The following is a 25648-nucleotide window of genomic DNA, read 5'->3' on the forward strand; positions in this document are numbered from 1 at the left end:
AGGCCATGCATATCCACGTACTCGTCGTCGAAGACAACTTCGATCTCGCCGGCACCGTCATCGACTACCTCGAGGCCGCCGGGGTGGTCTGCGATCACGCCCGCGACGGCCAGGCCGGCCTCAACCTGGCGCGCGCCAACCGCTACGACGTGATCCTGCTGGACATCATGCTGCCGCGCATCAACGGCCGGCAGGTCTGTCGCCAGCTGCGCGAAGCCGGCCTGCAGACCCCGGTACTCATGCTCACCGCCCTGGATACCCTGCAGGACAAGCTCGACGGCTTCGACGCCGGCGCCGACGACTATCTGCTCAAGCCCTTCGAACTGCCGGAGCTGCTGGTCCGCCTGCAAGCCCTCAGCCGGCGCCGCAGCGGCCAGGCCCAGCGCCTGCAGGTCGACGACCTGGTGATGGACCTCGACAGCCGCCAGGCCAGCCGCGGCGGCACGCCCCTGGCGCTGTCCCCCACCGCCTGGAAGATCCTCGAGTGCCTGATGCGCGCCAGCCCCGCGCTGGTCACCCGCGAGCAGCTGGGGCGCAGCGTCTGGGGCGACGAGCCGCCGGAAAGCAACACCCTCAACGTGCACATGCACCACCTGCGCAGCACCGTCGACAAGGGGTTCGCCACCCCTCTGATCCATACCCTGCACAGCGTCGGCTTCCAACTGGAGCGCAAATGAAACGCGGCCTGAGCCTGATCCCCATCGTCGGTGGCGGCGTCAGCCTGATCCTCGCCGGGGTGCTGCTGGTCTACACGCGCATGCTCGGCGACTACGGCGAGACCGGCGCCCTCTACCTGCTCAGCATGATGATGGAAGAGGAAGGGCTGTACTTCGCCCAGCGCTACCAGGAAGACCCGGCTACGCCGGCGCCGGACAGCTACTACTTCAAGGGCAGCGTCGGCACCGCGGGGCTGCCGCCGAAACTCAGGGAGATGCTCGACACCCCCCCCTACAAGAGCATCGGCGCCATGCAACTGCTCGGCAACTGGGACGACGATGACGAAGAGGAGGATGACGACGCGCCCAGCGACGATGCCTACGTGGTAGTCCGCCAGCCACTGGCCGACGGCAAGACGCTCTACCTCTACGACAACGACGCCGCCGGCAGCATCGACACGCCGTTGTCCGACGCCATCATCGATGCCCGCGTCAGGCAGACCTGGATCGTCACCCTATCGGTCACCCTGCCTTCGCTGGCCGCCGTCGGCCTGCTGGTCTGGTTCATCGTCGCGCCGTTGCGCAAGCTGACGCGCTGGTCGATGACCCTCGACGACCTCGCCCCGGACAGCCAGCGGCCGCGCTTCAACTACCGCGAACTCAACGTGCTGGCGGATACCCTGTGGAACAGCGTGACCCGGATCAAGGACTTCAGCCAGCGCGAGGAGCGCTTCCTGCGCTACGCCAGCCATGAGCTGCGCACCCCGCTGGCGGTGATCGGCATGAACCTGGAGTTGCTCGACCAACCCGGCCGCGCGCCCTCCCCGCATGCCTTGCAACGCATCCGCCGCTCGGCGCTGGGCATGCAGCAGATGACCGAGACCCTGCTCTGGCTCAGCCGCGAGAGCGGCGAACTGCGCGACGACGGACACATCGAGGTCGGTCGCCTGCTGGAGGAGCTGCTCGAGGAACAGCAGGCGCTGAGCCAGCGCCGCGGCCTGACCTTCCACCTCGACGTGGAGCCACACAGCCTGCCGCAGACCCGCGCGCGGATCATCATCGGCAACCTGCTGCGCAACGCCCTGCAGTACAGCGACGAGGGCGTGGTGGAAATCGTCGTGCGCGACCGCAGCCTGCTGATCAGCAACCCCATTGGTGCGGCCCAGGGCACGGACGAGTCGATGGCGTTCGGTTATGGCCTGGGCCTCGACCTGGTCCAGCGCCTATGCCAGAAGAGCGGCTGGCGCCTGCATTACAGCAGCGACGAGCAGCGCTTCCGCTGCGAGCTGCTGTTCCCCGCCACACCGGACTGAAGCGCGGCGGCCTTCCTCCGCGCGAAAAAAACCGCGGCCGGGGCCGCGGTCTTGGCGAGGCTCGGTGCGACTCAGTGAGCGAACAGCGAGGCCTTCCTGGCCTGCAGCTTGGCCGGGTTGATCAGGAAACGCGCCAGGGCCGGCAGCAGCCAGAGGGCGCCGAACATGTTCCAGAGCAGCATGAAGGTCAGCATCAGGCCCATGTCGGCCTGGAACTTGATCGCCGAGAAGATCCAGGTGGCCACGCCGATCGCCAGGCACAGGCCGGTGAACAGCACCGCCTTGCCGGTGGAGCGGAGGGTCTCGTAGTAGGCCTCCTGCAACGGCAGGCCCATGCGCAGGAAAGACTCCAGGCGGGTGTAGATGTAGATCCCGTAGTCCACCCCGATGCCGACGCCGAGGGCGATCACCGGCAGGGTCGCGACCTTCACGCCGATGCCCAGCGCCGCCATCAGCGCGTTGCCCAGCACCGAGGTGAGGATCAGCGGCAGGACGATGCAGAGGGTCGCGGCGAAGGAACGGAAGGTGATCATGCACATGGCCGCCACGCAGATGTACACCAGCACCAGGATGATCAGTTCGGACTGCTTGATCACCTCGTTGGTGGCGGCCTCGATCCCGGCGTTGCCGGCGGCCAGCTGGAACTGCAGGTCGTCCTTGTCATTCTCCGCGGCGAAGGCCTGCACCGCCGCCACCGCGCGGTCGAGGGTCTCGGCCTTGTGGTCGTTGAGGAAGACCAGCAGCGGCGCCAGCGAGCAGTCGGTGTTGTAGAGACCGTCGGCACGGGCGATGGAGTTGTTCAGCACGTCCTGGTTGCGCGACAGGGTCTCCCATTTCAGGTTGCCTTCGTTCATCCCCTTGATCACCTGCTTGGACACGGTGACCATCGAGATCGCCGACTGCACGCCCTCGGTGTTCTCCAGCTTCCAGGCCAGCTCGTCCATGGCCGCCAGGGCCTGGTGGGTGGAGCAGCCTTCCGGGGTGGTCTTGACCATCACCACCAGCACGTCCGAACTGGTCGAGTAGTTGCGGATGATGAAGTCGTTGTCGAGGTTGTAGCGCGAGTCGGGACGCAGTTCCGGCGCGCCCTGGTCGAGGTCGCCGATCTTCAGGTGCTTGCCATACCAGAGGCCGCCGCCGAGCATCAGCAAGGCGATGGCGATGGACACCGGGGCCACCTTCGGGCTGGCGAAGTTCGACAGCAGGCGCCAGAACGGGTGCTCGCGCACCGCGTCGTCCTTGCTGCGCTGTACCGCCTTCTTGCTGATGCCGATGTAGGAGATCGCCACGGGCAGCAGGATCAGGTTGGTGAAGACGATCACCGCCACGCCGATCGAGGCGCCGATGGCCAGCTCGCGGATCACCCCGATGTCGATCACCAGCAGGGTGATGAAGCCGACGGCGTCGGCGAGGATCGCGATCATCCCCGGCAGGAACAGTTGGCGGAAGGTCAGCCGCGCCGCCATCAGCGCATTGTCGGCGCCGCTGGACTGCAAGGCGATGCCATTGATCTTCTGCACGCCGTGGGAAATACCGATGGCGAAGATCAGGAACGGCACCAGCATCGAATAGGGATCGAGGCCGAAACCGACCAGGTTGAGCAGGCCGAGCTGCCAGAGCACCGCCACCAGGGTGGTGATCAGCACGGCGATGGTGCTGCGGATGCACTTGGTGAACCAGTACAGCAGGACCAGGGTGATCAGCAGGCAGATACCGAAGAAGCCGACCACCATCACCAGCCCGTCGATCAGATCGCCGACCTTCTTCGCGAAGCCGACGATGTGCACCTTCACGTTGGGGTTCTGCAACTGGTACTTGTCGCGGATCTTCTCTTCCAGCTCATGGGAGAACTGGCGGTAGTCGAGCTTGATCAGTTCGCTCTGGTTCTTCGGATTCGGGTACATCTCCAGCAGCGGCACGTCGACGATGCTCGACTTGAAGTTGTTCGCTACCAGGCGGCCGATCTGCCCGGACTTGAGCACGTTGTTGCGCAGTTCCTCCAGCGCCCGCGGCGAACCGTCGTAGGTCTGCGGGATCACCTCGCCGCCGGCGAAGCCTTCCTCGGTCACTTCGGTCCAGCGCACGCTGGGGCTCCACAACGACTTCAGGCCGGAACGGTCGACGCCGGGGATGTAGAACACCTCGTCATGGATCTGCCGGAGCGTCTCCATGTACTCCTTGGTGAAGATGTCGCCGTTCACCGCCTCCACCGAGATGCGCACGGTGTTGCCGAGGTTGGCCAGGTCGTTGCGGTGCTCGAGCATTTTCTGGATGAACGGGTGCTCCAGCGGGATCATCTTCTCGAAGCTGGTGGACGGCCGCACCTGGGTGGCCTGGTAGAACAGGAAGACGCTGACCAGCAGGCAGAGGAAGATCACCACCGGCCGGTTGTTGAAGATCAGGCGTTCGAGCAGGCTCGCCTTGTTTTGCTGATGCTGGTTCATGGCACTCATGCGACCCCGCCTTATTGTGGTTGTTCGAGCGCGGCACCGTTCGCCGCAGCGAGGTGCACGCCGCCCTGGCCGACCAGGATCAGGTGGCCGTCGCCGGTGGCGCTGACGCCGGCCAGGGACAGCCGGTCGGGACGGTTGAACACGCTGAAGCTGCGCCCGCCGTCGGTGCTTTCGAGAACGCTACCGCCGTGGCCGACCACGACGATCCGCCCGTCCGCCAGCAGCGCGCCGTCGGAGAGACCGAATTCCAGGTCGCCGGACGCCGCCTTCAGCGGTATCTCTTCCCAGCTGTCGCCGAAATCGGCGGAGCGGAACAGGTGGCCGCGCAGGCCGTAGACCAGCACGCCGCCCGCATCGGCGGTACCGATGGCGCCGAACAGCGAGCCCTCGTAGGGGCCTTCGAGTTTTTCCCAGGTGGCGCCCCAGTCCTTCGAGCGGAACAGGCTGCCGGCTTCGCCGACCACCAGCAGGCCGTTGTCCTTGACCGCGGCGATGGCGTTGAGGTGGAACTGGTCCTCGTTGTCCAGGCGCTCGCTGACGTCTTCCCAGTGCTGGCCGCCGTCGCGGGTCTCCAGCAGCGCGCCATAGGCACCGACGGCCAGGCCGTGCTGTTCGTCGGCGAACCAGATGTCCAGCAACGGCGCTTCGCGGCCGAGGTCCTCGAACTGCCTGGTCCAGGTGCTGCCGGCGTCGTCGCTGACGAGGATCTGCGCATCGTGCCCGACCGCCCAGCCCTTGCGCTCGTTGACGAAGAACACCGAGGTGAGCAACTGGCGGGTCGGCACCTTGGCCTGGGTCCAGGTCTTGCCGTCGTCGTCGGAGAGCAGGATATGCCCACGGTCGCCGACCGCGACCAGCCGCTTGCCGGCATGGGCGACGCCGAGCAGCAGGCTGCTGGCGGCCTTCGGCGATTCCACGGCGAATTGCGGCGGCGCGGCGGTTGGCGTCGACTCGGCCAGGACCGGGGTGGCGGCGAAGGTCAGAAGAGAAAGCGCCCCGAGAAACGACAGGGCCCTGCTGGCCAGGGGCGATCTGGAAGGAATGGCCGGATGCCGCGAAGCGTCCGCGGATTGGCCGGGCGAAGTGCGCCACGTCATGGGCTCACGCATGGATACCGTCCCCGTTGTTGTTATTAGTGGTTCGTGGTGAGCGTTATATAGCCAGCGTTTGGCGACGGAGACAATTGAAGCCACGTTATCTTTTGTTAAGCGTGTAAGCCGTCTGTAACGGGGGATCGGCGCCGCCCTCCTCCCCGGAGGGAAGCGGTCGGCGCCGGCGAGCGGAGCGATCAGCGGGTGCCGCGGCGGCGCAAGGCCGAGGGCTTGAAGTAGGAGTCGTCCGGTATCGCCTGGGTGAAGTCGATGGTACCCGGCTCCTCGTTGTCCAGGTTCTGCACGTGGTAGCGACGCGCCTGCAGGTCGTGGAACACGTCCAGCGCGCTCCAGGTGTACGGCAGGTCGTAGAAGTTCTTCAGGTAGGCCATGGACACCCGCCACAGTTCGCCGCGACCGTCGTACTGGTCGACCACCGCCGCGCTCCAGCTGTCCTCGTCGAGGTACAGGGTGCGCTTGGAGTAGATATGCCGCGCGCCCGGCTTCAGGGTGCCTTCCACCACCCACACGCGGTGCAGTTCGTAGCGGGTGTATTGCGGATCGAGATGGCCCGGCTTGAGCAGTTCCTCGTACTTCACCTCGGGGCTGCTGACCTTGTAGTTGTTGTAGGGAATGTAGATTTCCTTCTTGCCCAGCAGCTTCCAGTCATAGCGGTCCGGCGCGCCGTTGAACATGTCGGTGTCGTCGGCGGTGCGCAGGCCGTCGGCGGCGGCGATCGGCGTGTCGTAGGCAAGGTTCGGCGCACGCCGCACACGGCGCTGGCCGGCGTTGTAGCCCCAGGCCTGGCGCGGCTCCTTGACCTGGTCGAGGGTCTCGTGCACCAGCACCGCGCCGCCGGCCAGGCGCGCCGGGCTCTTGGTGAACGAGAGGTAGTAGAACATCAGGTTGTTCAGGTCGGCGAAGCTGCCGCCCTTGAGGTAGTACTTGAACAGCGCTTCCTGCTGCGAGGTCACCAGCGAGTAGCTACCGTTGCGCTGTACCGCGACTTCCGAGGCGCGGCGCACGACATAGGTACCGCGGTAGCGGGCGACATGGTTCCACAGCGCCTCCACGCCGCTCTTCGGAATCGGGAACGGCACCCCGCCATAGGCGTCGGCGAACCCGTTGCCGCCGTCCAGCAGCCTGGCGCTGGTGGCATTGGCGAAGGTGTTGTCGTACAGCCACTGCGGCGCCGAGCCGGAACGGCGACTGGGGTAGACCGGCATCCGGAAGCTGTCCGGGTAGGTCTTGAACAGCGCCAGTTGGCCCGGGGTCAGGTGTTCCCTGTACTGCTCCAGGTTAGCCTTGTCGATGGTGAACAGCGGCTTGTCCGCGGCGAACGGGTCCGGGTGGTGCTGGCCCGGCTTGTAGCCGGCCGGCGCCTGGGTGATGCCGCCGGTCCAGGCGGGAATGCTGCCGGCGGCGTTGCCGGCCTTCTCCGCGCCCAGCGGGGTGAGGCTCGACTTCAGTTGCGCCGCCTCGCCGGCGGAAACGCCGGCCAGCGCGCCGCCGCTGCCCAGTGCCAGCGCCAGGGAAGCGCCGATCAGCAGGTGCTTGTTCAACATGAGGGTTCTCCGTGTGAGGTGCCGGGCGCTCGCGGCGCCCGTGTCGTTATCGGTTCGGTCAGAAGGAATACTTGACGGTCAGGCCGATGTTGTCGCGGTCGCGGATGTTGTTGTTCTGTCCGCCGCCGTAGAACTCGGTGTACTGCAGTTCGCCTTCCAGGCTGTTCAGGTAGGTGGCCTTGACCCCCAGGGTGTAGGCCTTGCGACCTTCGATGAAGTTGCCGGTCTGGTAGGAGTTGCCTTCGAAGTCGTCCTTGTAGACCACGTAGGGCGACACGTTGACCCCGGCGAACACGTCGTTCCAGGTGCCGCTGAGCAGCAGGGTGTAGCCGTAGGCGTTGCGGTTCACCTGGTCGCCACGGTCGCCGCCGGAAACGTACGAGCTGTTGCCGCGCCCGGCGTAGTAGCGGGTGCTGCCGTCGTAGGCGGTGTACTTCAGGCTGCTGCCGCGCAGGTGTTCCGAGGCCAGCTCGGCGACGCCGGTCAACGAGTCGAAGCTCAGCGACGGGCCGAAGTTGTAGATGGTCCCGAGGGAGGTGTTGAACGCCTCGACCCGCTCGTAGTTGTGGATCTGCCCGCCGAGGCCGACCATCTGCCCGCCGACGTTGATCTGCCCGCCGTTGGCGGCTTCCGCCGCACCGTGGGCGAGGTCGCCGATCAGGTCGTTGGTGGCGGCGATGCCGATCGGCAGGTTCGGCCGATAGGCCAGCTCGCCGAACACCGAGGCGTCGCCCATCGTGGTGTTGAAGCTGAAGCCGTACATGCGGATGTCTTCGGCGAACTCGCGGCGGGCATTGATGTTGCCCATCACGTCGGCGGTCACCAGGCCGTTGGCCAGGGCTTCGGCGAGGTTGCCGGCGATCGGCCGCAGGGTGTTGGCCAGCGCCGCCAGGTCGGCCCCGGCATAGTCGCCGATGTCGGCGTACAGGGTCGGCTCCTTGGAGTGGTAGTTGACGAAGTAGAAGCCGAACTCGGTGCTGTTCAGTTCCTCGGCGATGTAGCGGAAGGCCACGCCGAACTGGCCGTCGTTGCGCGCGTTGATGTCCTTGCCGATGGACGACACCTTCATCACGTTGCCGTAGGCCGGGGTCACGCCGTTGGCATAGAGGCCGGTGTTCTTCAGCGCGCCGCTGAGCAGCGGATTGTTGCCCAGCGCCTGGTACAGGCCGATAACGTTGCCGAAGCCGGGCACCGGGGTGTCCAGCGCGGTGCCGGTGAAGTCGCTGTAGCCGGTGTTGCCGCCGTCGGCGAACAGGTCGGTCTCGGAGAAGAAGGTACCGACCGGGTCGAGGCGGGTTTCCTTCCAGTTCCACTGGTAGAAGGTTTCCATCGACAGGTTGTCGGTCAGGCCGATGTTGAAGCTCAGCGCTTCCACCGGCATCAGCACTTCCTTGAGCTCGGAACCGGGCAGGCGGTATTTGGCGGCGTCCACTGGGTTGGTGGTGTTGACCCCGCCACGGTAGAAGATGCCCTCGCCCCAGTTGAACACCTGGCGGCCGAAGCGCGCGCTCAGCGGCATGTTGCCGATGTCCCAGCTGCCGTAGACGTAGGCGTCGAGGATTTCCGCCTTGTGCCCGGCGATGTCGCGGGTCTGGCTGGTGAAACGGTCGTCGTGGGGATAGCTCTGGCTCGGCTGCGATGGATCGTTGTGGCTGTAGTAGTCGTTGCGCTTGTCCATGATCTGGGTGTCATAGAACGCCGTGCCGCGGATGAACACGCCATAGTTGCGCCAGGTCGCCTCCAGGTCCGAGGTGATCTTGTAGACCTCGGAAACCAGGCCGGTATCGAAGTTGCGGTTGCCGTCGTTGGTGTTGATGTCGTTGTTGCTCTTGTCCTGCCCCTGCACCCGCCACAGGGTGCCGTAGGACAGGGTGGTATCGAGCGAACCGGACACCTCGTTGTCGAGGAAGCTGAATTCGACGGCCTGGGCCTGGCCGCCCAGCAGCGGCAGCAGCCCGGCGAAGGCGAAGCCGGCCCGGGCCGGCGCGGAGCGCAGCCGGGGCTGGCGGTTGGGGATGTACATCGGGAACTCACTCCATGTGGTCATGCGTTGGGCGCCGCCACTGCGGGCGGTTCGCCGTTCGGCCGTTTCTCTGCGGCCTTGTTATGGGTGGTCGCGGCGTCACCGGCCTCGCGTCGACGAAAGGGAACCGCGCGACGAGGCAGTGCAACCGGGATGCCAATTCAACGGAATCCTCCAGGGAATTCAATGGATTGCGAAAAAAACAGGACTTCCTGCGGGATGACTGTTCATTCACTGACCAGAAGACAGGAAGTGTCCGACAAAACGCGCCAGGCGAATGTCGCCGGTGGCGCGAAAAGTCCCTTCGCAGAGCCTGCGCAGGGAGGTTCGCGAAACACGATTAAGCGGGCTCTATCAATGGAAAACAGTGAAGCGATTCCCAGAAGTAACAAAGGGCGTTACCAGCCAGTGGCCAGTAACACCCTCTTCCGGGCGAAGCTGGCGGATCAGGCCAGGCTCTTGCTCACCACTTCGTAGACGTCGCTGGACAGCTCGCCGGAGGCCAGGATGCGTTCCAGCTCGCCGCGCATCAGCGCCTGTCGCGCCTCGTCGTACTTGCGCCAGCGGGTCAGCGGCACCAGCAGGCGCGAGGCGATCTGCGGGTTGAGTGCGTTGAGCACGATCACCTGGTCGGCGAGGAAGCGATAGCCGGCGCCGTCAGGACGATGGAAGTTGACCAGGTTCTGGTTGGCGAACGCGCCGATCAGCGCGCGCACCTTGTTCGGGTTCTTCAGGGTGAAGGCCGGGTGCTGCATCAGCGCCTGGACCCGCTCCAGCCCGCCCGGCAGCGGCGAGCCGGCCTGCACGCTGAACCACTGGTCCATCACCAGCGGGTCGTCCTTGAAGTAGTCGGCGAACATGGCCAGGGCCTTGCCCTTCTCCGCCTCGAAGCCGGAATTGACCAGCACCGCCAGGGCGGTCAGGCGCTCGGTCATGTTGTCGCAGCCTTCGTACTGCTCCAGGCAGGCGGCGAGGATTTCCTCCCGGCCCGACAGCGACAGGTAGGACAGCGCGATATTCTGCAGGCTGCGCCGGGCGATGTGCGAGGCCTCGGCGAGGTAGGCGGTGTCGCGGGAAATCTTGCGGTTGGCCTGGTAACGCTGCCACAGCGGCTCGAACAGCGCTTCGCCGATACGCTGGCGGGCGAATTCGCGGGCGGCATGGATCGCGTCGACATCGGCGACTTCGCTGATCTCGGTGAGATAGGCCTCGCTGGGCAGCGAGAGCATCTCGGCGACCATCGCCTGGTCCAGCACCTCGTCCGCCAGGAGGGTGCGGTAGGCCTCGATCAGGCGCGGGTCGAGTACCAGTTGCGCGCCGCGCTGGTGCTGGCCGATCAGCTCCTGCAGGACCTGCACCGAAAGCTGTTGGCCGGCCTCCCAGCGGTTGAAGCCGTCGCTGTCGTGCTGCATGAGGAACAGCAACTGGTCGCGGCTGTAGGGGAAGCTCAGTTTCACCGGCGCGGAGAAGCCGCGCAGCAGCGATGGCAGCGGCTGCTCCGGCACCTCGACGAAGACGAAGCGCTGCTCGGCCTCGGTCACCGCCAGCACGCGGTTGCCGCCCTGGGCCGCGGCCTCGCCTTCCAGGCGCAGCGGGAGTTCGTGGCCCTGGCCGTCGAGCAGGCCCAGCTCCAGCGGGATGACGAAGGGTTCCTTGCTCGGCTGGCCGGGAGTCGGCGGGCAGCTCTGGCGCACCGTCAGGGTGTAGCGGCGGGCGGCGGCGTCGTACTCGCCTTCCACCGCCAGGCGCGGAGTGCCGGACTGGCTGTACCAGCGCTTGAACTGGGTCAGGTCGACGCCATTGGCGTCTTCCATGGCCTTGACGAAATCGTCGCAGGTCACCGCCTGGCCGTCGTGGCGCTGGAAGTACAGGTCCGAGCCCTTGCGGAAGCCTTCGGCGCCGAGCAGGGTGTGGATCATCCGCACCACTTCCGAGCCCTTCTCGTAGACGGTCAGGGTGTAGAAGTTGGAAATCTCGATGAACGAGTCGGGGCGCACCGGATGCGCCATCGGCCCGGCGTCCTCGGCGAACTGGTTGGTGCGCAGGAAGGCGACGTCCTCGACGCGCTTGACCGTGCGCGAGTTCATGTCGGCGGAGAATTCCGAGTCGCGGAATACGGTGAAGCCTTCCTTGAGCGACAGCTGGAACCAGTCGCGGCAGGTCACCCGGTTGCCCGACCAGTTGTGGAAATACTCATGCGCCACCACGCCCTCGACCCGCTGGTGGGCGGCGTCGGTGGCGGTTTCGGCGCGGGCCAGGACGCAACTGGAGTTGAAGATGTTGAGGCCCTTGTTCTCCATCGCGCCCATGTTGAAGTCGTTGACCGCGACGATCATGAAGATGTCCAGGTCGTACTCGCGGCCGTAGACCTCCTCGTCCCAGCGCATCGACTTCTTCAGGCTGTCCATGGCGTGCTGGACCTTGTCGATGTTCTCCGGCTCGACGTAGATGCGCAGCGCCACGTCGCGCTGGCTCATGGTGCGGAAGCTGTCCTCGACGCACCAGAGGTCGCCGGCGACCAGGGCGAACAGGTAGGCCGGCTTCTTGAACGGGTCTTCCCAGGTCGCCCAGTGCCGGCCGTTGCCTTCGGAACCGCTGGCCACCGGGTTGCCGTTGGAGAGCAGCACCGGGTAGCGCTGCTGTTCGGCGCTGACGGTGGTGGTGAAGCGACTCATCACGTCGGGACGGTCGAGGTAATAGGTGATCTTGCGGAAACCCTCGGCCTCGCACTGGGTGCAGAACATCTTGCCGGACTTGTACAGGCCTTCCAGCGCGGTGTTGCTCTCCGGATGGATACGCACCGTGCTCCTGAGGACGAACTCGGCCTGCCGCGGTTGCACCCCGAGCTGCTCGTCGTCCAGCTGGTAGTCGTCCGCGCCGAGCGCCTGGCCGTCCAGTTCGAGCGCCAGCAGCTCCAGTTGCTGGCCATGCAGCAACAGCGGCGGCAGGCCGGCGCCGCGCTCGGGGTTGCGCCGCAGCTTCAGCTCGGCGTGTACCAGGCTGTGGTCTTCGAACAGTTCGAACTTCAGGTGGGTCTCGTCGATCAGGTAGTCCGGCGCCTGATAGTCCTTGAGGTGGATGACTTTCGGTTGCTCGGTGCGCATGGCTTGTGGCCCTTCTGCTCAGTGATGCACGGCGATCTGGTAGGCCGTGTATTTGCGAATGTTGATCACCCCGGTGTCGAGGATCAGGTACTGGCCCTTGATACCGCGAAGCGTGCCTTCGACGATAGGCGTTTTTTCCAGGTCGAGGCTGGCGACCTTGCTCGGGTAGGCCTCGACCGGGTAGGCGATCTCGAGCGGATCGAGATCGATAACCGGTTGGATCGCCTGCAGGCCGAAACGTTGCTGCAATTCGCGCAGGCCGTCGGCGCACTGGTCGAACAACTGCTCGCGGACTGCCGCCAGATCGACCGGCTCGGCTTCGCCCTTGAGCATGGCCCGCCAATTGGTGCGGTCGGCGACCTGGCTGCGCAGCAGGTCTTCCACCAGGCCGGACTGCTGGCGGGTGGCCACGCGCAGGATCGGCAGCGCCTGGCGCGCGCCCTGGTCGATCCAGCGGGTGGGAATCTGGCTGGCGCGGGTGATGCCGACCTTCACCCCGGAGGAGTTGGCCAGGTACACCACGTGATCGGTCATGCAGAACCGCTCGCCCCACTCCGGTTCGCGGCAGGTGCCCTGCTCGTAGTGGCACTTCTCCGGGCTGACGATGCAACTGTCGCACTGCGCCAGCCGGGTGAAGCAAGGATAGCAATAGCCCTGGCTGAAACTCTTCTTCGTCTTGCGGCCGCAATGGGTGCAGAAGATGCTGCCGAGGTACTCCAGGCGCAGCGGCCGGCCGATCAGCGGGTTCACCGCGACTTCGCGGTCGTCGAGGCGGAAGGCGTATTGCACGGGAGCATTGCTTTCCAGGCGCGCCGTCATCTTGCTCAACGCGCCGCGGGCGATTTCTTCCATCAGTGCACGGAGTCCGACTTGAACAGGATGTTCGGGATCGGCTCGTCGGAATGCGAGGAGCAGTGCTGCGGGCCCATGTAGCCGGTGCGCTCCTCCTCGGGGAGGTTCTGCAGCTCCCAGGCGATCACCGCCTGCAGGCAGAGTTCCTTCTGCTCCTGGGTCAGCTTGCGGCCGTCCGGCCACTTGCCGATCTCGATGGCCAGCTTGAGGTTCTGGTAGATATCTGGAGTGATGTTCTCGATCGCTTGGTTGAAGGACGACATGGCCGGCTCCGGTGAAAAGGCGTACCGGCCATTCTACCGGGCCGGGGCCGGCGGCGCACATCGAAGCTGCCGCAGCCCCTCGCTCAACGGCGACGCCGCGCCAGCAGGCCGCCCAGCAAACCGCTGAGGCAACCGACCAGCAGCCCGCCAACGTGCGCGCCGTTGGCGATGGAGCCGAAGCCGAGCAGGTCGATCACCCCGGACAGGCACACCAGCAGCCAGATCAGCATCATCGCCACGACGCCCCTGGGCAGGCGATAGGCCTGGTTCGGCGCCAGGTACTGGAAGATCCAGCAGTGCCCGAGCAGGCCATAGAGCACCCCGGACAACCCGCCGAACAGGCTGGCGCCGCTCACCGCGTACTGCACCACGTTGGACACCAGGCCGAACAGCAGGGTCAGGCCGAGCAGCATCGGGCCGCCCTGGCGGAATTCGATGCGCCGGCCCAGCTCCCAGAACCACATGGCGTTCATCGCCAGGTGCAGCCAGCCGAAGTGGATCAGCATCGGCGTGAACAGCCGCCACCATTGACCCGCCGCCAGGCTCTCGGCCAACGGCGTGAACAGCGCGTACTGGCCCTGGATACGGAAGTCCTGGAAGGTCAGCCAGCGCATCGTCGCGAAGTTGTCGCCAAGGTAGGTGACAGCGGCGACGACGAAGGTCAGCAGCAACACCGCGGCGGTCATCGGGCTCATCCGCAGTTGCCGGACGAAACCCTGCCCCGCCGGTCGCGGCGCGGCTTCCAGGGTCGCCTGCGGATCGCCTTCGGGATAACGCCGGTACAACTCGCGGACCTGCTCGGCGAGCCGCTCGTCGGGCACCCAGAGGACCTGCTGGCCGGATTCCTCGCTGACCCGGTGCGGCACGTTCAGACGCCGCAGCAGGCCGACGAAGCCGGCCAGGTCGACCGACAGGGGAAACTTCAGGACCTGCACCGCGCTCACTCGTCAGCCTCCGGCCGCTTCACTTCGACCCAGACGAACTTGTGCCGGTCCAGGCGGGTTTCCTCATCCAGGCGGTAGGCCGCCAGCTTGCCGTACATCACCGCGCTGTAGTCCAGGCAGGCCAGGTTCGGCCGGATCGGCGCCGGCGTGCCGCGTCGCCAGTAGTGGCCGACGAACAACAGCGGTTCGTCGGCGCCGTAGGTCAGCAGGCTGGACTTCTGCTCCTCGCTGAGCGGCTCGCGGGCGATCGCTTCGGGCAACGCGTCGGGCTGGAAGACGATATCGCCGTAGGTGCGCGGCGCCTCGTCCTCGACCCAGAACTTGGTGCGGAAGAAGGCGCGCGTATAGCCATCGCTGCTGGTCAGGGTGGCGCCGTGCGGCAGGCGCATGTCGGTGCCGCGCAGCAGGCGGTTGCAGGCCAGGTCGGCGAAGCTGCCGGGCTCCGCCGACTCCTGCAGGAAGGCTTCGCTGATCCGCCCGTCGGGGAACTGCCGGCGCAGGGTCGCGATCAGCTCGCCGTCCCAGCAGGCATGGACCATGCGGAAGCGCCCGGCATCGAGGAACAGCGGCAGTTGCTGGAACCAGCCGAGGAAGTCGCGCCAGTCGGCATCGTGGCCCTCGAACTGCTCGAGGGTCTCCTTGATCAGCCGGGCATGCCGCGGCGTATGCTCGCGGACGTACTGGCGGCCGCTGCCGGGCGCCGCCGGGGTGCTCCAGCCGAGCGCGTTGAATTCGTGGTTGCCCATGATGCACAGCGCCTCGCCGGCGTCGACCATCGCGTGCACCCGGTGCAGGGCCTCGCGGATGCGCGGGCCGCGGTCGACGATGTCGCCGAGGAACAGCGCCTGGCGCCGCGGATGGCGCCAGACGCCGCCCTGCAGGCGGTAGCCGAGCAGGTCGAGGAGGCGGTCCAGGGTATGCGCGCAGCCGTGGACATCGCCGATCAGGTCGTAGCCACGTCCGGGGTCGAGTTGCATCAGTCGCCTCCGCCCAGGCGGCTGCCCCAGCCGAGCTTGGTCCGGCAGATCTCGTAGTAGTTGTGGTCGATGGGGTGGATCAGGCGCAGCTTCTGCGGCTTCTTGCTGATCGTCACGGTATCGCCGGGGGCGCAGGTGAAATGGTTCTGCCCGTCGCAGGAGACCTGCGGGTAGATCTGCATGTTCGGCGACACGACGATCTTCAGCTCGCTGTTGCCGTCCACCACGATCGGGCGGCTGGAAAGCATGTGCGGGTACATCGGCACGATGACGATGGCATCCAGCTTCGGATGCATGATCGGACCGCCGGCGGACAGCGCGTAGGCGGTGGAACCGGTGGGCGTGGCGACGATCAGGCCGTCGGCCTTCTGGCTGCAGACGAACTGGCCGTCGATATACAGCTCGAACTCGATCATCCGGGTCGACTTGCCCGGGTGCAGGACCACGTCGTTGAGCGCATCGCCCTGCCCCATCGAGTCGATACCGCGACGCACCTGGGCATCGAGGAGGAAGCGGCTCTCGACGATGTACTGGCCGTCCAGCACCTCGCCGACCTTGGCCTCCAGTTCATCCGGGCGGATGTCGGTGAGGAAGCCCAGGCTGCCGCGGTTGATCCCCAGCACCGGCACCTTGTGCCGGGCCAGCGCGCGGGCCGCGCCGAGCATGCTGCCATCGCCGCCGACCACCACCACCAGGTCGCAGATCTCGCCCATGATCTTCCGCGAGCAGGTCTGCAGGCCGTGTCCGGGCAGGACTTCGGCGATGGTGTCCTCGAGGATCACATGCAGGTGGCGATCGATCAGGAATTTCTTCAGCCGGCGGATGGTATCCAGCACCTGGGTGCTGCCGAGGCGGCCGATGATGCCGATATTGCGAAAGGGTTCCATGCGGTTCCTGCGAAAAGCTGGCGGGCGGGATAGAGCGGATTATGGGCGAAAGCCGCGGACAGCGGCAAACCCGCGCATGTACGGGAAATCGCCGCGAGTGGCGCAACCCGGCTAACCTCTGAGTATGACGCTGCTGACCGAATTGCTCGACGAATTGCGCCACCCGGCCGTCCGCGACCTGGCCTGGACCCTGCTCGCCCCGCCGTTGCTGCGCCGGACCCCGGAGCCGCAGCGCCATCCGCTCGCCGCCAGCCGCTGGCGCCAGGAACCGGAGCGCCTGGCCGCCTGGTTGCGCGAACAGGAGCGACAGCCGCAGCACCTCGCCGCCTGGCTCGCGCAATGGCCACGGCAGCGTCTCGGCCTGTACTACGAACATCTCTGGCAATTCGCCCTGGAACAAGCCCCGGACGTGCGCCTGATCGCCGCCAACCTGCCGGTGCGCGACGGCGGGCATACCCTTGGCGAACTCGACCTGCTGCTGCGGGACGACGACGGCATCCACCACCTGGAACTGGCGATCAAACTCTACCTGGGGCCCCAGTCCGGCCCCGGCGACTGGCTCGGGCCCGGCGGCCAGGACCGCCTGTCACGCAAGCTGGAACACCTCTGCCGACACCAGTTGCCGCTGGCGGCGACCCGCGAGGGTCGCCAGGTGCTGGCCGCCCATGGCGCCGAATCGGCCGTTTCCGCATTGTGGCTGAGCGGCTACCTGTTCCATCCCTGGCCCGGGCCGGGCAGCCTGCCCGCCGACATCGAGCCACGGCATCTGCGTGGCCGCTGGCTCCGCCAGCGCGACTGGCCGGCGTACCTGGCCAGCCTGGCCGGACCGCAGGCCGGGCAGCATTGGCTGCATCTGTCGCGCGAGCACTGGCTGGCGCCGGCCATGCGGCGGCAGGACCCGCTCGACCCACCGCGCGACGGCGCTTGCTGGAACATCGCCTTCGCCGACGAGGCACGTCCGCAAATGCTGGTAAGGGTGGTGCCGCGCGACGGCTACTGGGTAGAGGCCGAGCGCCTGTTCCTGGCCAGCGACGACTGGCCACCGGGGCTCAGCCTGTGGGGTAGCGCGCGCCAGGCCGCGGATGCCTGATCAGAGCAACGCCAGCAAACGCTCCTGCAATGCCCGGCGGCCCTGCAGGCCTCCGCTGTGCAGCGCCACCAGCCGGCTGCCGCGAGCCACCGCGCCGCTCTCCACGGCCTCGCGCAGGGCGAGCAGCAGCTTGCCGGTGTACAGCGGTTCGAGGGCGACGCCGCTGGCCGTCTCGAACTCGACGATGAACCGCGCCAATCGCCCATCGAGGCGGGCGAAACCACCACGGCTGGCGTCCAGCAGGCGATAGCCGGTATCGGCCCAGCCCGCCTCGGCAAGGGTCGCCGCGACCTGGGCGGCGACGCCGTGGTCCTCCGGCACCGCCAGCGCGCCCACCACGGGATGCCGCCCGGCCTCGCCGAGCACCAGGCCGGCCAGTGTAGTACCGGTACCGGCGGCCACCCAGATCGCGTCGTAATCGTCCCAGCCGAGCGTCGGCAACTGGGTCGCTATGCGCTCCACCAGCCCGATACAACCGCGCGCGCCCAGCAGCCCGCCACCGCCCTCGGCGACCGGCAGCAAGCCTGGGTAACGTTCCCGCCAGGGAAGCCAGAAGCCGGCGGCATGCCGCTGGCGATAGCCGCCGTAGCCGAGCCAGTGCAGTTCCATGCCGAGACTGCGCAGGTCGCGCACCGTCGGCGTATCGACTTCGTGTCCGCGCAACAGGCCGACGCAACGGAAACCGAAACGCGCGCCAGCGCCGGCCAGCGCGTGCAGGTGGTTGGAGTGGGCGCCGCCGAGGCTGATCAGGCCGTCCAGCCCCTGCTCGCGGGCCAGCGCCAGGTGTGGCGCGAGCTTGAACCCCTTGTTGCCGGAGATCAACGGATCGGCCTGGTCCAGGCGCAGCAGCGCCAGTTCGACCCCGGCCCGTTGCAGCCAGTCGAGTTCGAGACGCTGCAAGGGTGTATGCGGTGACCAGTGGGGAAACGGCAAGGAGTCAGCTCACGGTGCGCAGGCGCCCCGTGGTCTTGTGCCGGGCGCAGCAGTTGGTGTCGCCGGCGACGAAGCGCGCCGGGTTGTCGACCCGGTCGAGCGGCAGGTTGCAGCGTTCGCCGCCGGGCAGCAGCGCCTCGCAGCGCGGCTGCTGGAAGTGGTCCAGCCACTGGCGGTACTGGCTCTCGGAGACGAAGCACTTGGCCGCCGCGTAGGCCAGCGGATTGTCCTGGTAACGCGGGATGTCCTGCAAGGGGATGGTCAGGTGCCCGGCGCCGGGATGGTAGGCGACGAATACCACGCCCTGGCCGGATAGACGCTCCAGCAGTTGCTCCGGCCCCAGGGCGGCCAGACGGTCGCGCTCGGCGCGCAGCTCGGCCAGTTCCTGCTCCAGTTGCTGGTCCAGCTCGTTGCGGTAGGCCAGTTCGACGTCGCGGATCGAGACCTGCTCCTTGTAGCCGGCCACCGCCACCGCCACCCGAGCCTCCAGTTCGTCGGCGAACTCCGAGCGCAGCAGGTCGGTCTCGTTGCGCCCCTGGTTCTCGATGAAACGCAGTTGCCGGGTCAGTTCCTCGCGGTTGCGCTGGAACTGCTCGCCCTGCTCCAGCAGACGCTGCTGCAATTCGGCGTTCTCCCGCGCTTGCCGCTCCAGGGCCTGTTGCAGGCTGAGCACTTCGCTGCGCAGGATGTCCAGTTGCCCGCGGGCGTCCTGTTCGCGCCTGGCCAGTTCCTCTTCGTGCTGCCGGGCGAGCCCGGCCAGGCGCTGCTCCTGCTGCCGGGCCAGGGCGGCGAGCTGTTGCCGCTGCTGCTTGACCAGTTGCGCCAGGCGCGCCGCCTGCTCGTCCTCCTGCTTGCGCGGAGGCTCCGCGGGCGCTGCCTTCGGGGCGGCGGGACCGGCGGCGTACCATTGTTCTTCGGCGGCCATCTGCAGCCGCTGCGGCTCCACCGCGGCAGGCTCCTCGTCCACCAGCAGGCCGAGCTGGTTGCGCCTGAGCGCGTCGCGGATGAGTACGAAATGGTTGCGTCCGGCGCTGCTCTCCGGGTCCCACAGGTGCATCTGGTGCCAGGACACCGGGCACTGGCTGCGACAGGCCAGGCGGATCGGCCCACCGCCCATGTCGGGGCCGCGTCCGGCGCGTTCGGCGAGGTTGCGCAGAGGCAGGTTCCAGCCGGTGTCGGCGCCGCCCTGCTCGTCGAAATCGAGATAGAAGAACACCGCCGCCCGCGCCTGCAGGCGCGGATTGATCAACACATAAGCCAGGTGCATCTGCCGGTCGGCGTATTCCGGCATGCGCACCAGGCCATCGAGCAGCGCCTCGAATTCGGGATACAGCATTTCCTTGCAGACGCCGCTGTCGTTGAAGAACAGCACGGCCTCCGCCATCTGTGGCTTTTTCTGCATGCTCATCGCTAACCCTCGAACGCCTGGCGAGGCGGCCCGCATCCGGCAGTTCCCATCTGGCATGTCACCTGAAAAACAGGCGCTATCTCGTTGTTCGGGCAAGTCTAGGGGAAAAAATGTCGCGGGCAATGTGACTGGGTTGGCAGACACCCGGGCGATGCCGGACGGCCCGCCGAGCGGTAGGGGAAATTGTGAAGCGGTCGGGTTTTGAGCGGACGGAGATCACCGTGGCAGAGCGCCACCGTTCACCAAACCGGTGCGCAGCGCCCCGCCGCGCCGACGAGCGCGGACAGGGACGATACGCAGAACCTGTGCGAGCTGGAGAAAAGCCGTTTTCAACGCAGTTTCTCCGCTACGCAACAGATCGCGGACAGGTTCTCAGAGTTCGGCAGCCAGGCGCGAACCCTGGTTGATGGCGCGCTTGGCATCCAGCTCGGCGGCGACATCGGCGCCGCCGATCAGGTGCACGCTCCGGCCGGCCGCCAGCAGGCCGTCCTGCAACTCGCGCAGTGGGTCCTGGCCGGCGCAGACGATCACGGTATCCACCGGCAGCACCTGCGGCTCGCCCTCGGCAACGCGGATATGCAGGCCGGCGTCGTCGATCCCGAGATACTCCACGGCATTCACCATCTGCACCTGCTTGTTCTTCAGGCCGGCGCGATGGATCCAGCCGGTGGTCTTGCCGAGGCCGTCGCCGACCTTGCTCTTCTTGCGTTGCAGGAGGAACACCTGGCGCGCTGCCGGATGCACCTCGGCCTTGACCCCGGCGATGCCGCCGCGGGCCTCCAGGCGGGTATCGATCCCCCACTGCTTCCAGAACGCTTCGCGCTCCAGGCTGGTGGACGGACCGGCATGGGTGATGAATTCGGAGACGTCGAAGCCGATGCCGCCGGCGCCGATCACCGCCACCTTGCCGCCCACCGGCTTGCGCTCGAGGATCGCATCCAGGTAGCTGATCACCTTCGGATGCTCGATGCCAGGGATCGCCGGCGTGCGCGGAACGATGCCGGTGGCGAGGACGATCTCGTCATAACCGCCCGCAACCAGGTCGTCCACGCCGACCCGGCGGTTCAGGTGCAGCTCGACGCCGGTGCTCTCCAGCTTGTTGCGGAAGTAGCGCAGGGTCTCGTGGAACTCTTCCTTGCCGGGAACCCGCTTGGCCACGTTGAACTGCCCGCCGATCTCGCCGGCGGCGTCGAACAGGCTGACCCGGTGCCCACGCTCGGCGGCCACGGTGGCGGCGGCCAGGCCGGCCGGACCGGCGCCGACCACGGCGATCTTCTTCGGCCTGGCGGTGGGAATGTAGTTCAGCTCGGTTTCGTGGCAGGCGCGCGGGTTGACCAGGCAACTGGTCAGCTTGCCGCCGAAGGTGTGGTCGAGGCAGGCCTGGTTGCAGCCGATGCAGGTGTTGATCCGTTCAGCGTGGCCGGCGGCGGCCTTGTTGACGAAGTCCGGGTCGGCGAGGAACGGCCGGGCCATGGAGACCATGTCGGCATCGCCCTCGGCCAGGACCTTCTCCGCCACCTCGGGAGTGTTGATGCGGTTGGTGGTGATCAGCGGGATGCCGACCTCGCCACGCAGCTTGGCGGTGACCTTGGTGAAGGCCGCGCGCGGCACCTTGGTGGCGATGGTCGGGATGCGCGCCTCGTGCCAGCCGATACCGGTGTTGATCAGGGTCGCGCCGGCCTTCTCGACGGCCTTGGCCAGCAGCACGATCTCGTCCCAACTGCTGCCGCCCTCGACCAGGTCGAGCATCGACAGGCGATAGATGATGATGAAGTTCGGCCCCACCGCCTCGCGCACCCGGCGGACGATCTCCACCGGCAGGCGCATGCGGTTCTCGTAGCTGCCGCCCCAGCGGTCGGTGCGCTGGTTGGTGTGCTGCACGAGGAACTGGTTGATGAAGTAGCCTTCCGACCCCATGATCTCGACGCCATCGTAGCCGGCGACCTGGGCCAGGCTGGCGCAATTGACGAAGTCGGCGATCTGCTTCTCGATGCCTTCCTCGTCGAGTTCCTTGGGCTTGAACGGATTGATCGGCGCCTGGATCGCGCTCGGCGCTACCTGCTTCGGGCTGTAGGCGTAGCGGCCGGCATGCAGGATCTGCATGCAGATCTTGCCGCCCGCCTCATGCACCGCCTGGGTCACGATCCTGTGCTTCTCCGCCTCTTCCGGCGTGCTCAGCTTGGCCGCGCCGGAATACACGCCGCCCTCTTCGTTCGGGCCGATGCCGCCGGTGACCATCAGGCCGACGCCGCCACGGGCGCGTTCGGCGAAATACGCCGCCATGCGCTCGAAGCCCTGCGGCTTCTCTTCCAGGCCAGTGTGCATGGACCCCATCAGGGTGCGGTTGCGCAGGGTGGTGAAGCCGAGGTCCAGCGGGGCGAGCAGGTGCGGATAGGGAACGGCGGCGGTCATCGGGGGTCTCCACATCGGGCGAAACGCGTTCACGGATATGCCGCGGCCTCGGGCGCAATGCGCGGCACGGGCAGCGGTCGGTATGGCGACGACTCTAAGGAGCGCCACCGGAGCGCTCAATGATCCTAAATGACAAGTTACTGATCGGAATGCACAGGGATGCTTGGCAAGCCGACGCCACTCCCCTACCCTGTGGGCTGCCTTGGAGACCCGCATGCGCAAGCTGATCTTCCTGATCCTCATCACCCTCTTCGCCGCCTACGCCGGCTGGGCCGAACGCCGCCCGGTAGGCCACTACCTGTCCGACCTGCGCAGCCAGGTCAGCGTGGTCCAGGGCCAGCCCGGCGAGCGCGGCAACCTGCTGGCGGTCCAGCCGGAACTGTTCACGCCGGACTACCAGAGCGCCGAACGGTTGCAGCTGAAATTCCACGCCTACCTGGAAAATGCCCGCCGCCAGGGCCTGCTCAACGAGCGCACGGTGGTGGTGTTCCCCGAGCATGTCGGCACCTGGCTGGTGGCCAGCGGCGAGAAGCCCGAGGTCTATGCCGCCGCCGACTGGCCCACGGCGATGGACTGGATGGCCGCGAGCAACCCGCTGAAGGTGGCGCGCGGCTGGATCACCGCGCGCGGCGAACAGCGTCTCACCGACACCCTGTTCCGGATGAAGGCGGTGGACATGGCCCACGACTACCAGACCCTGTTCGGCGGGCTCGCCCATGATTTCAAGGTGACGGTGGTCGCCGGCTCCATCGTCCTGCCCGACCCCGAGGTCGAGGACGGCGAGCTGCGTCCCGGCACCGGCCAGCTGTACAACGTCAGCCTGACCTTCGGTCCCGACGGCCGGCCGCTCGGACAGCCGCAACGCAAGGTGTTCCCGACCCGTCACGAACTGAGCTACCTCAACAATGGTCGCGGCGAGCGCCTGCAGGTGCTGGATACGCCTGCAGGACGCCTGGGCGTGCTGATCGGCACCGACAGCTGGTACCCGGACACCTACGCCACCCTGGTCGAACAGCGCGTCGAACTGTTGGCGATCCCCGCCGCCCTGAACCAGAGCGGTCGCTGGCAGCAACCCTGGCCCGGCTTCGATGCCGAGCTGGTTCCCGGCGACGTGCGCCTGGCGCCGAACAGCCTGAGCAACGCCGAGGCCTGGCAGCGCCTGGCGGTCGGCGAGCGCCTGCTGGCCAGCGGTGCACGCGGCGCCGCCGTGGCCTTCGCCCATAGCCGCCTGTGGAACGTCACCGAAGACGGCCAGAGCCTGCTCGGCTCGCCGCAGGGCATGCGCCAGGCCAATCCCGGCGGCGGTGCGCAACTGGTCAATCTCTGGCTATGAGCGCGCCCCGGGTTCGCCTCGGCGACCTCTCGGTCGGCTTCGTCCAGGCGCTGGCCGACGCCCTGCTCGCCGCCGGCGTCGAGCCCGCGCCACTGCTCGAACAGTACGGCCTCGACCAGCGGCGCCTGGCCGAACCCGGGGCGCGCCTGTCGATCCCTCGCTACATGCGCCTCGGCCATGCCGCCATACAGCTCAGCGGCGACCCCGCCCTCGGCCTGCAGATGGGCCGCCTGAGCCGTCTCGGACAGATGGGCCTGGCCGGCGTCAGCGTCGCCCAGGCGCCCAACCTGCGCGCCGCCGCGCGGGCAATGATCCACCTGGAACCGCTTTACGCGCAGAACTACCGGGGCCAGTCGAGCCTGGTGGAAGACGCCGGCGGCGCCTGGCTGCGCTTCTATTCGATCAGCCCTTACAACGCCTACAACCGCTTCGTCGTCGATTCGGTGCTGGCAGGCTGGATCAGCCATCTCGGCGCTCTGGCAAGGCAGCCGTTGAAAGCGGAGCGGGTGGAGATCGAATATCCAGCGCCGCCTTGGGCCGAGCGCTACGAGGCATTCTTCGGCTGCCCGGTGGAATTCGGCGCGCCGACCAACCAGTTGCGCCTGAGCCAGGCCAGCCTGGCCCTGGCGAATGCCGAGCACTGTCCGAGCACCTGGAGCCAGATGCTGGAACTCTGCAACCGCGAGCTGGAGCAGTTGACCCGCACCCGCAGTTGGCGCGAGCGCGTCAGCCGCCTGTTGGGGCCGATGCTCAATGGCCGCGAGCCGGACCTCGAGGAAGTCGCCGCGCGCCTCAAGTTGCCGACCTGGACCCTGCGGCGCAAGCTGGCCGAGGAAGGCACCCAGTTCCGCAGCATCCTCAACGACACCCGCCGCGACCTGGCGATGGTCTACATCCGCGAGACCGACCTGGCTTTCGGCGAAATCGCCTACCTGCTCGGCTTCGCCTCGGCGGAAGCCTTCCAGCGCGCCTTCAAGCGCTGGAGCGGACAGACGCCCGGCGAATTCCGCCGCGCCCAGCGACAGAGCGCCTGATCACATCTCGGTGGCGTCGTCCGCCGGCTCCGGCAGGTCGCATTCGGCGGCATGCTGCTCCAGCAGTTCTTCCTGGTAGTCGTCCATCGCGGATCACCTTTCGTTCGTCTGTGTCTTTCAGCTGTAGACGAGGAAGATGACAGCGGGATTACCGCGCGCGGACCGACGGAGCAGGAAATCCGGCAAACAAGGAGAAAACGGAAGACGCAGGGGACGACGGAAACGAAAAAAGCGGCCATTGGCCGCTTTCTTCGTGGCTCACCCCGCCTCGGCGTGGTGAAGATGTATGGCGCAGCGGACGGGACTCGAACCCGCGACCCCCGGCGTGACAGGCCGGTATTCTAACCGACTGAACTACCGCTGCGCGTCGGCTGGGCAAGATGCCCGGTAAAGCGACTTCCTCTCGTTGCAGCCTGGCTGCCCGCCTTCTGGCGGAAGACGGCGAGTTCGGGGTGGTGAACTCGGGAGGGGAAGTGAATGGCGCAGCGGACGGGACTCGAACCCGCGACCCCCGGCGTGACAGGCCGGTATTCTAACCGACTGAACTACCGCTGCGCGTAACTTGCGAGATTGGTGGGTGATGACGGGATCGAACCGCCGACCCTCTGCTTGTAAGGCAGATGCTCTCCCAGCTGAGCTAATCACCCTTCACTCTCGAAGTGGGGCGCATTCTACCGACCGAAAAACCTAAGTCAATGCCCTGATTGAATTTTTTTTGAAATTTCAGCGATCGCCTGTCGGCGCGGTCGGCGCCGGGGCCCATGCCGGCCCCAGCCACGGGCCGCTCACTCGACCCGCAGGCTCAGGCGCGCCGAGACCCGGCCGTCGACCTGGCGGTCCAGGCCGGCCTCCGCCACCTGCACGCCCTGCCCGTTCAACTGCTCCAGCCAGGGCAGCAGCTTGGCAAATGGCGCCGGCTGCAGGGCCACCTGCACGGCGCCCTCGCCTTCGTTGTCGAGGCGCTCGACACTCAGTCCGGCCTGGGCCGCCGAAGCCGTGACCATGCCCTGCAGCGCCGCCGGGTCGATCTGCGCCTGTGGCGCCGCGGCATCGGCCTGGCGCACGTTGGGCGCCTGCTGCTGGATGTAGGCATGCAGCGCGCGCTGTTCGGTGAAGTACTGCCGCGCCGACTGCAGATGGCGCTCGGCCGGGCGCCACAGCGCCAGGTAGAGCACCACCAGCAGGAGGAACGCACCGAGCCAGAGCAGCGCCAGGCGGTCCCGCGCCGGCAGCCCGCGCCAGCGGATCGCCAGCTGCGAGGTTTCCGCCTGGGCCCTGAGGCGCTCGTGGAATTGCGTCATCACCTTCAT

Annotated in this window: 19 protein-coding genes and 3 tRNA genes; 5 read left to right on the top strand and 17 right to left on the bottom strand. The window is 67.0% G+C overall.

The annotated features are described in order from the left end of the window. Positions 1 to 5: 5 nt before the first annotated feature. Both cprR and cprS read left to right on the top strand, forming a co-directional pair. The gene (gene cprR / locus VQ065_RS21405; RefSeq protein WP_003091311.1) at positions 6 to 677 is read left to right on the top strand and encodes a cationic peptide response regulator transcription factor CprR; all 672 of its coding nucleotides are present in this window, start codon (positions 6 to 8) and stop codon (positions 675 to 677) included. Next, entirely contained in the window at positions 674 to 1969 is a 1296-nt protein-coding gene (gene cprS / locus VQ065_RS21410; protein WP_003091313.1) for a cationic peptide sensor histidine kinase CprS, read from the top strand. Before cprR ends, cprS begins: the two co-directional genes overlap by 4 nt. Positions 1970 to 2040: 71 nt before the next feature. On the opposite strand, the gene VQ065_RS21415 is transcribed toward cprS, so the two are convergent. The 10 genes from VQ065_RS21415 to VQ065_RS21460 form a co-directional block, all read right to left on the bottom strand. Next, positions 2041 to 4422: an efflux RND transporter permease subunit gene (locus tag VQ065_RS21415; RefSeq protein WP_003138533.1), complete on the bottom strand. Its 2382-nt coding sequence runs from the start codon at positions 4420 to 4422 to the stop codon at positions 2041 to 2043. Between the two features lie 11 nt (positions 4423 to 4433). Next, positions 4434 to 5531 carry a WD40/YVTN/BNR-like repeat-containing protein gene (locus tag VQ065_RS21420; RefSeq protein WP_023095376.1) on the bottom strand — a complete coding sequence of 366 codons (1098 nt, stop codon included), beginning with the start codon at positions 5529 to 5531 and terminating at the stop codon, positions 4434 to 4436. Positions 5532 to 5710: 179 nt separating this feature from the next. Further along, a complete protein-coding gene (locus VQ065_RS21425; protein WP_003091320.1) occupies positions 5711 to 7078 on the bottom strand; it encodes a DUF1329 domain-containing protein in 1368 nt (455 codons plus the stop codon). A gap of 58 nt (positions 7079 to 7136) precedes the next feature. Beyond that, positions 7137 to 9101 carry a DUF1302 domain-containing protein gene (locus VQ065_RS21430; protein ID WP_003091322.1) on the bottom strand — a complete coding sequence of 655 codons (1965 nt, stop codon included), beginning with the start codon at positions 9099 to 9101 and terminating at the stop codon, positions 7137 to 7139. Positions 9102 to 9547: 446 nt separating this feature from the next. Further along, positions 9548 to 12205, bottom strand: a complete 2658-nt coding sequence (gene pepN / locus VQ065_RS21435; RefSeq protein ID WP_003091326.1) for an aminopeptidase N — start codon at positions 12203 to 12205, stop codon at positions 9548 to 9550. 18 nt (positions 12206 to 12223) lie between these two features. Continuing rightward, positions 12224 to 13057, bottom strand: coding sequence for a DUF2797 domain-containing protein (locus tag VQ065_RS21440; protein WP_003091329.1), 834 nt, complete (start codon positions 13055 to 13057; stop codon positions 12224 to 12226). Then, positions 13057 to 13320, bottom strand: a complete 264-nt coding sequence (locus VQ065_RS21445) for a YeaC family protein (RefSeq protein ID WP_003091331.1) — start codon at positions 13318 to 13320, stop codon at positions 13057 to 13059. Before VQ065_RS21445 ends, VQ065_RS21440 begins: the two co-directional genes overlap by 1 nt. Before the next feature lie 83 nt (positions 13321 to 13403). Continuing rightward, on the bottom strand, positions 13404 to 14264 hold the full coding sequence (locus tag VQ065_RS21450) for a rhomboid family intramembrane serine protease (RefSeq protein WP_003091333.1): 861 nt from the start codon (positions 14262 to 14264) through the stop codon (positions 13404 to 13406). Continuing rightward, on the bottom strand, positions 14261 to 15241 hold the full coding sequence (locus VQ065_RS21455) for a metallophosphoesterase (protein ID WP_003091336.1): 981 nt from the start codon (positions 15239 to 15241) through the stop codon (positions 14261 to 14263). The genes VQ065_RS21450 and VQ065_RS21455 overlap by 4 nt, the downstream gene beginning before the upstream one ends. Next, positions 15241 to 16128: an NAD(+) kinase gene (locus VQ065_RS21460; RefSeq protein WP_003091343.1), complete on the bottom strand. Its 888-nt coding sequence runs from the start codon at positions 16126 to 16128 to the stop codon at positions 15241 to 15243. The genes VQ065_RS21455 and VQ065_RS21460 overlap by 1 nt, the downstream gene beginning before the upstream one ends. 124 nt (positions 16129 to 16252) lie before the next feature. Between VQ065_RS21460 and VQ065_RS21465 the strand changes: the two genes are divergently transcribed. Further along, on the top strand, positions 16253 to 17218 hold the full coding sequence (locus tag VQ065_RS21465) for a DUF1853 family protein (RefSeq protein WP_003091344.1): 966 nt from the start codon (positions 16253 to 16255) through the stop codon (positions 17216 to 17218). On the opposite strand, the gene VQ065_RS21470 is transcribed toward VQ065_RS21465, so the two are convergent. The 3 genes from VQ065_RS21470 to VQ065_RS21480 form a co-directional block, all read right to left on the bottom strand. After that, positions 17219 to 18118, bottom strand: a complete 900-nt coding sequence (locus VQ065_RS21470; protein WP_003091346.1) for a 1-aminocyclopropane-1-carboxylate deaminase/D-cysteine desulfhydrase — start codon at positions 18116 to 18118, stop codon at positions 17219 to 17221. Positions 18119 to 18155: 37 nt separating this feature from the next. Beyond that, the gene (locus tag VQ065_RS21475; protein WP_023657158.1) at positions 18156 to 19595 is read right to left on the bottom strand and encodes a hypothetical protein; all 1440 of its coding nucleotides are present in this window, start codon (positions 19593 to 19595) and stop codon (positions 18156 to 18158) included. Positions 19596 to 19931: 336 nt separating this feature from the next. After that, the gene (locus VQ065_RS21480; RefSeq protein WP_003091351.1) at positions 19932 to 21971 is read right to left on the bottom strand and encodes an NADPH-dependent 2,4-dienoyl-CoA reductase; all 2040 of its coding nucleotides are present in this window, start codon (positions 21969 to 21971) and stop codon (positions 19932 to 19934) included. 214 nt (positions 21972 to 22185) lie between these two features. On the opposite strand from VQ065_RS21480, the gene VQ065_RS21485 reads away from it, so the two are divergent. Beyond that, the gene (locus VQ065_RS21485) at positions 22186 to 23304 is read left to right on the top strand and encodes a carbon-nitrogen hydrolase family protein (protein WP_003091364.1); all 1119 of its coding nucleotides are present in this window, start codon (positions 22186 to 22188) and stop codon (positions 23302 to 23304) included. Continuing rightward, positions 23301 to 24338 (top strand): AraC family transcriptional regulator, encoded by a 1038-nt coding sequence (locus VQ065_RS21490; RefSeq protein ID WP_003091367.1) that lies wholly within the window; start codon positions 23301 to 23303, stop codon positions 24336 to 24338. Before VQ065_RS21485 ends, VQ065_RS21490 begins: the two co-directional genes overlap by 4 nt. A 287-nt stretch (positions 24339 to 24625) precedes the next feature. On the opposite strand, the gene VQ065_RS21495 is transcribed toward VQ065_RS21490, so the two are convergent. The 4 genes from VQ065_RS21495 to xcpZ all read right to left on the bottom strand — a co-directional run bounded on the left by VQ065_RS21495 (position 24626) and on the right by xcpZ (position 25648). Next, positions 24626 to 24702 (bottom strand) — tRNA-Asp (locus VQ065_RS21495). A 114-nt stretch (positions 24703 to 24816) separates the two neighbouring features. Next, positions 24817 to 24893 (bottom strand) — tRNA-Asp (locus VQ065_RS21500). Positions 24894 to 24909: 16 nt separating this feature from the next. After that, a tRNA-Val gene (locus tag VQ065_RS21505) sits at positions 24910 to 24985 on the bottom strand. A gap of 138 nt (positions 24986 to 25123) precedes the next feature. After that, a complete protein-coding gene (gene xcpZ / locus VQ065_RS21510) occupies positions 25124 to 25648 on the bottom strand; it encodes a GspM family type II secretion system protein XcpZ (protein ID WP_003091369.1) in 525 nt (174 codons plus the stop codon).

The organism is Pseudomonas sp. KBN10P06128, from assembly GCF_037574945.1.
GTDB classification, from domain to species: domain Bacteria; phylum Pseudomonadota; class Gammaproteobacteria; order Pseudomonadales; family Pseudomonadaceae; genus Pseudomonas; species Pseudomonas aeruginosa.

Coding starts and splice junctions, on each gene's coding strand:
- cprR (WP_003091311.1), top strand. CDS start 6: ATGCATATCCACGTACTCGTCGTCGAAGACAACTTCGATCTCGCCGGC.
- cprS (WP_003091313.1), top strand. CDS start 674: ATGAAACGCGGCCTGAGCCTGATCCCCATCGTCGGTGGCGGCGTCAGC.
- VQ065_RS21415 (WP_003138533.1), bottom strand. CDS start 4,422: ATGAGTGCCATGAACCAGCATCAGCAAAACAAGGCGAGCCTGCTCGAA.
- VQ065_RS21420 (WP_023095376.1), bottom strand. CDS start 5,531: ATGCGTGAGCCCATGACGTGGCGCACTTCGCCCGGCCAATCCGCGGAC.
- VQ065_RS21425 (WP_003091320.1), bottom strand. CDS start 7,078: ATGTTGAACAAGCACCTGCTGATCGGCGCTTCCCTGGCGCTGGCACTG.
- VQ065_RS21430 (WP_003091322.1), bottom strand. CDS start 9,101: ATGTACATCCCCAACCGCCAGCCCCGGCTGCGCTCCGCGCCGGCCCGG.
- pepN (WP_003091326.1), bottom strand. CDS start 12,205: ATGCGCACCGAGCAACCGAAAGTCATCCACCTCAAGGACTATCAGGCG.
- VQ065_RS21440 (WP_003091329.1), bottom strand. CDS start 13,057: ATGGAAGAAATCGCCCGCGGCGCGTTGAGCAAGATGACGGCGCGCCTG.
- VQ065_RS21445 (WP_003091331.1), bottom strand. CDS start 13,320: ATGTCGTCCTTCAACCAAGCGATCGAGAACATCACTCCAGATATCTAC.
- VQ065_RS21455 (WP_003091336.1), bottom strand. CDS start 15,241: ATGCAACTCGACCCCGGACGTGGCTACGACCTGATCGGCGATGTCCAC.
- VQ065_RS21460 (WP_003091343.1), bottom strand. CDS start 16,128: ATGGAACCCTTTCGCAATATCGGCATCATCGGCCGCCTCGGCAGCACC.
- VQ065_RS21465 (WP_003091344.1), top strand. CDS start 16,253: ATGACGCTGCTGACCGAATTGCTCGACGAATTGCGCCACCCGGCCGTC.
- VQ065_RS21475 (WP_023657158.1), bottom strand. CDS start 19,595: ATGCGGGCCGCCTCGCCAGGCGTTCGAGGGTTAGCGATGAGCATGCAG.
- VQ065_RS21480 (WP_003091351.1), bottom strand. CDS start 21,971: ATGACCGCCGCCGTTCCCTATCCGCACCTGCTCGCCCCGCTGGACCTC.
- VQ065_RS21485 (WP_003091364.1), top strand. CDS start 22,186: ATGCGCAAGCTGATCTTCCTGATCCTCATCACCCTCTTCGCCGCCTAC.
- VQ065_RS21490 (WP_003091367.1), top strand. CDS start 23,301: ATGAGCGCGCCCCGGGTTCGCCTCGGCGACCTCTCGGTCGGCTTCGTC.
- xcpZ (WP_003091369.1), bottom strand. CDS start 25,648: ATGAAGGTGATGACGCAATTCCACGAGCGCCTCAGGGCCCAGGCGGAA.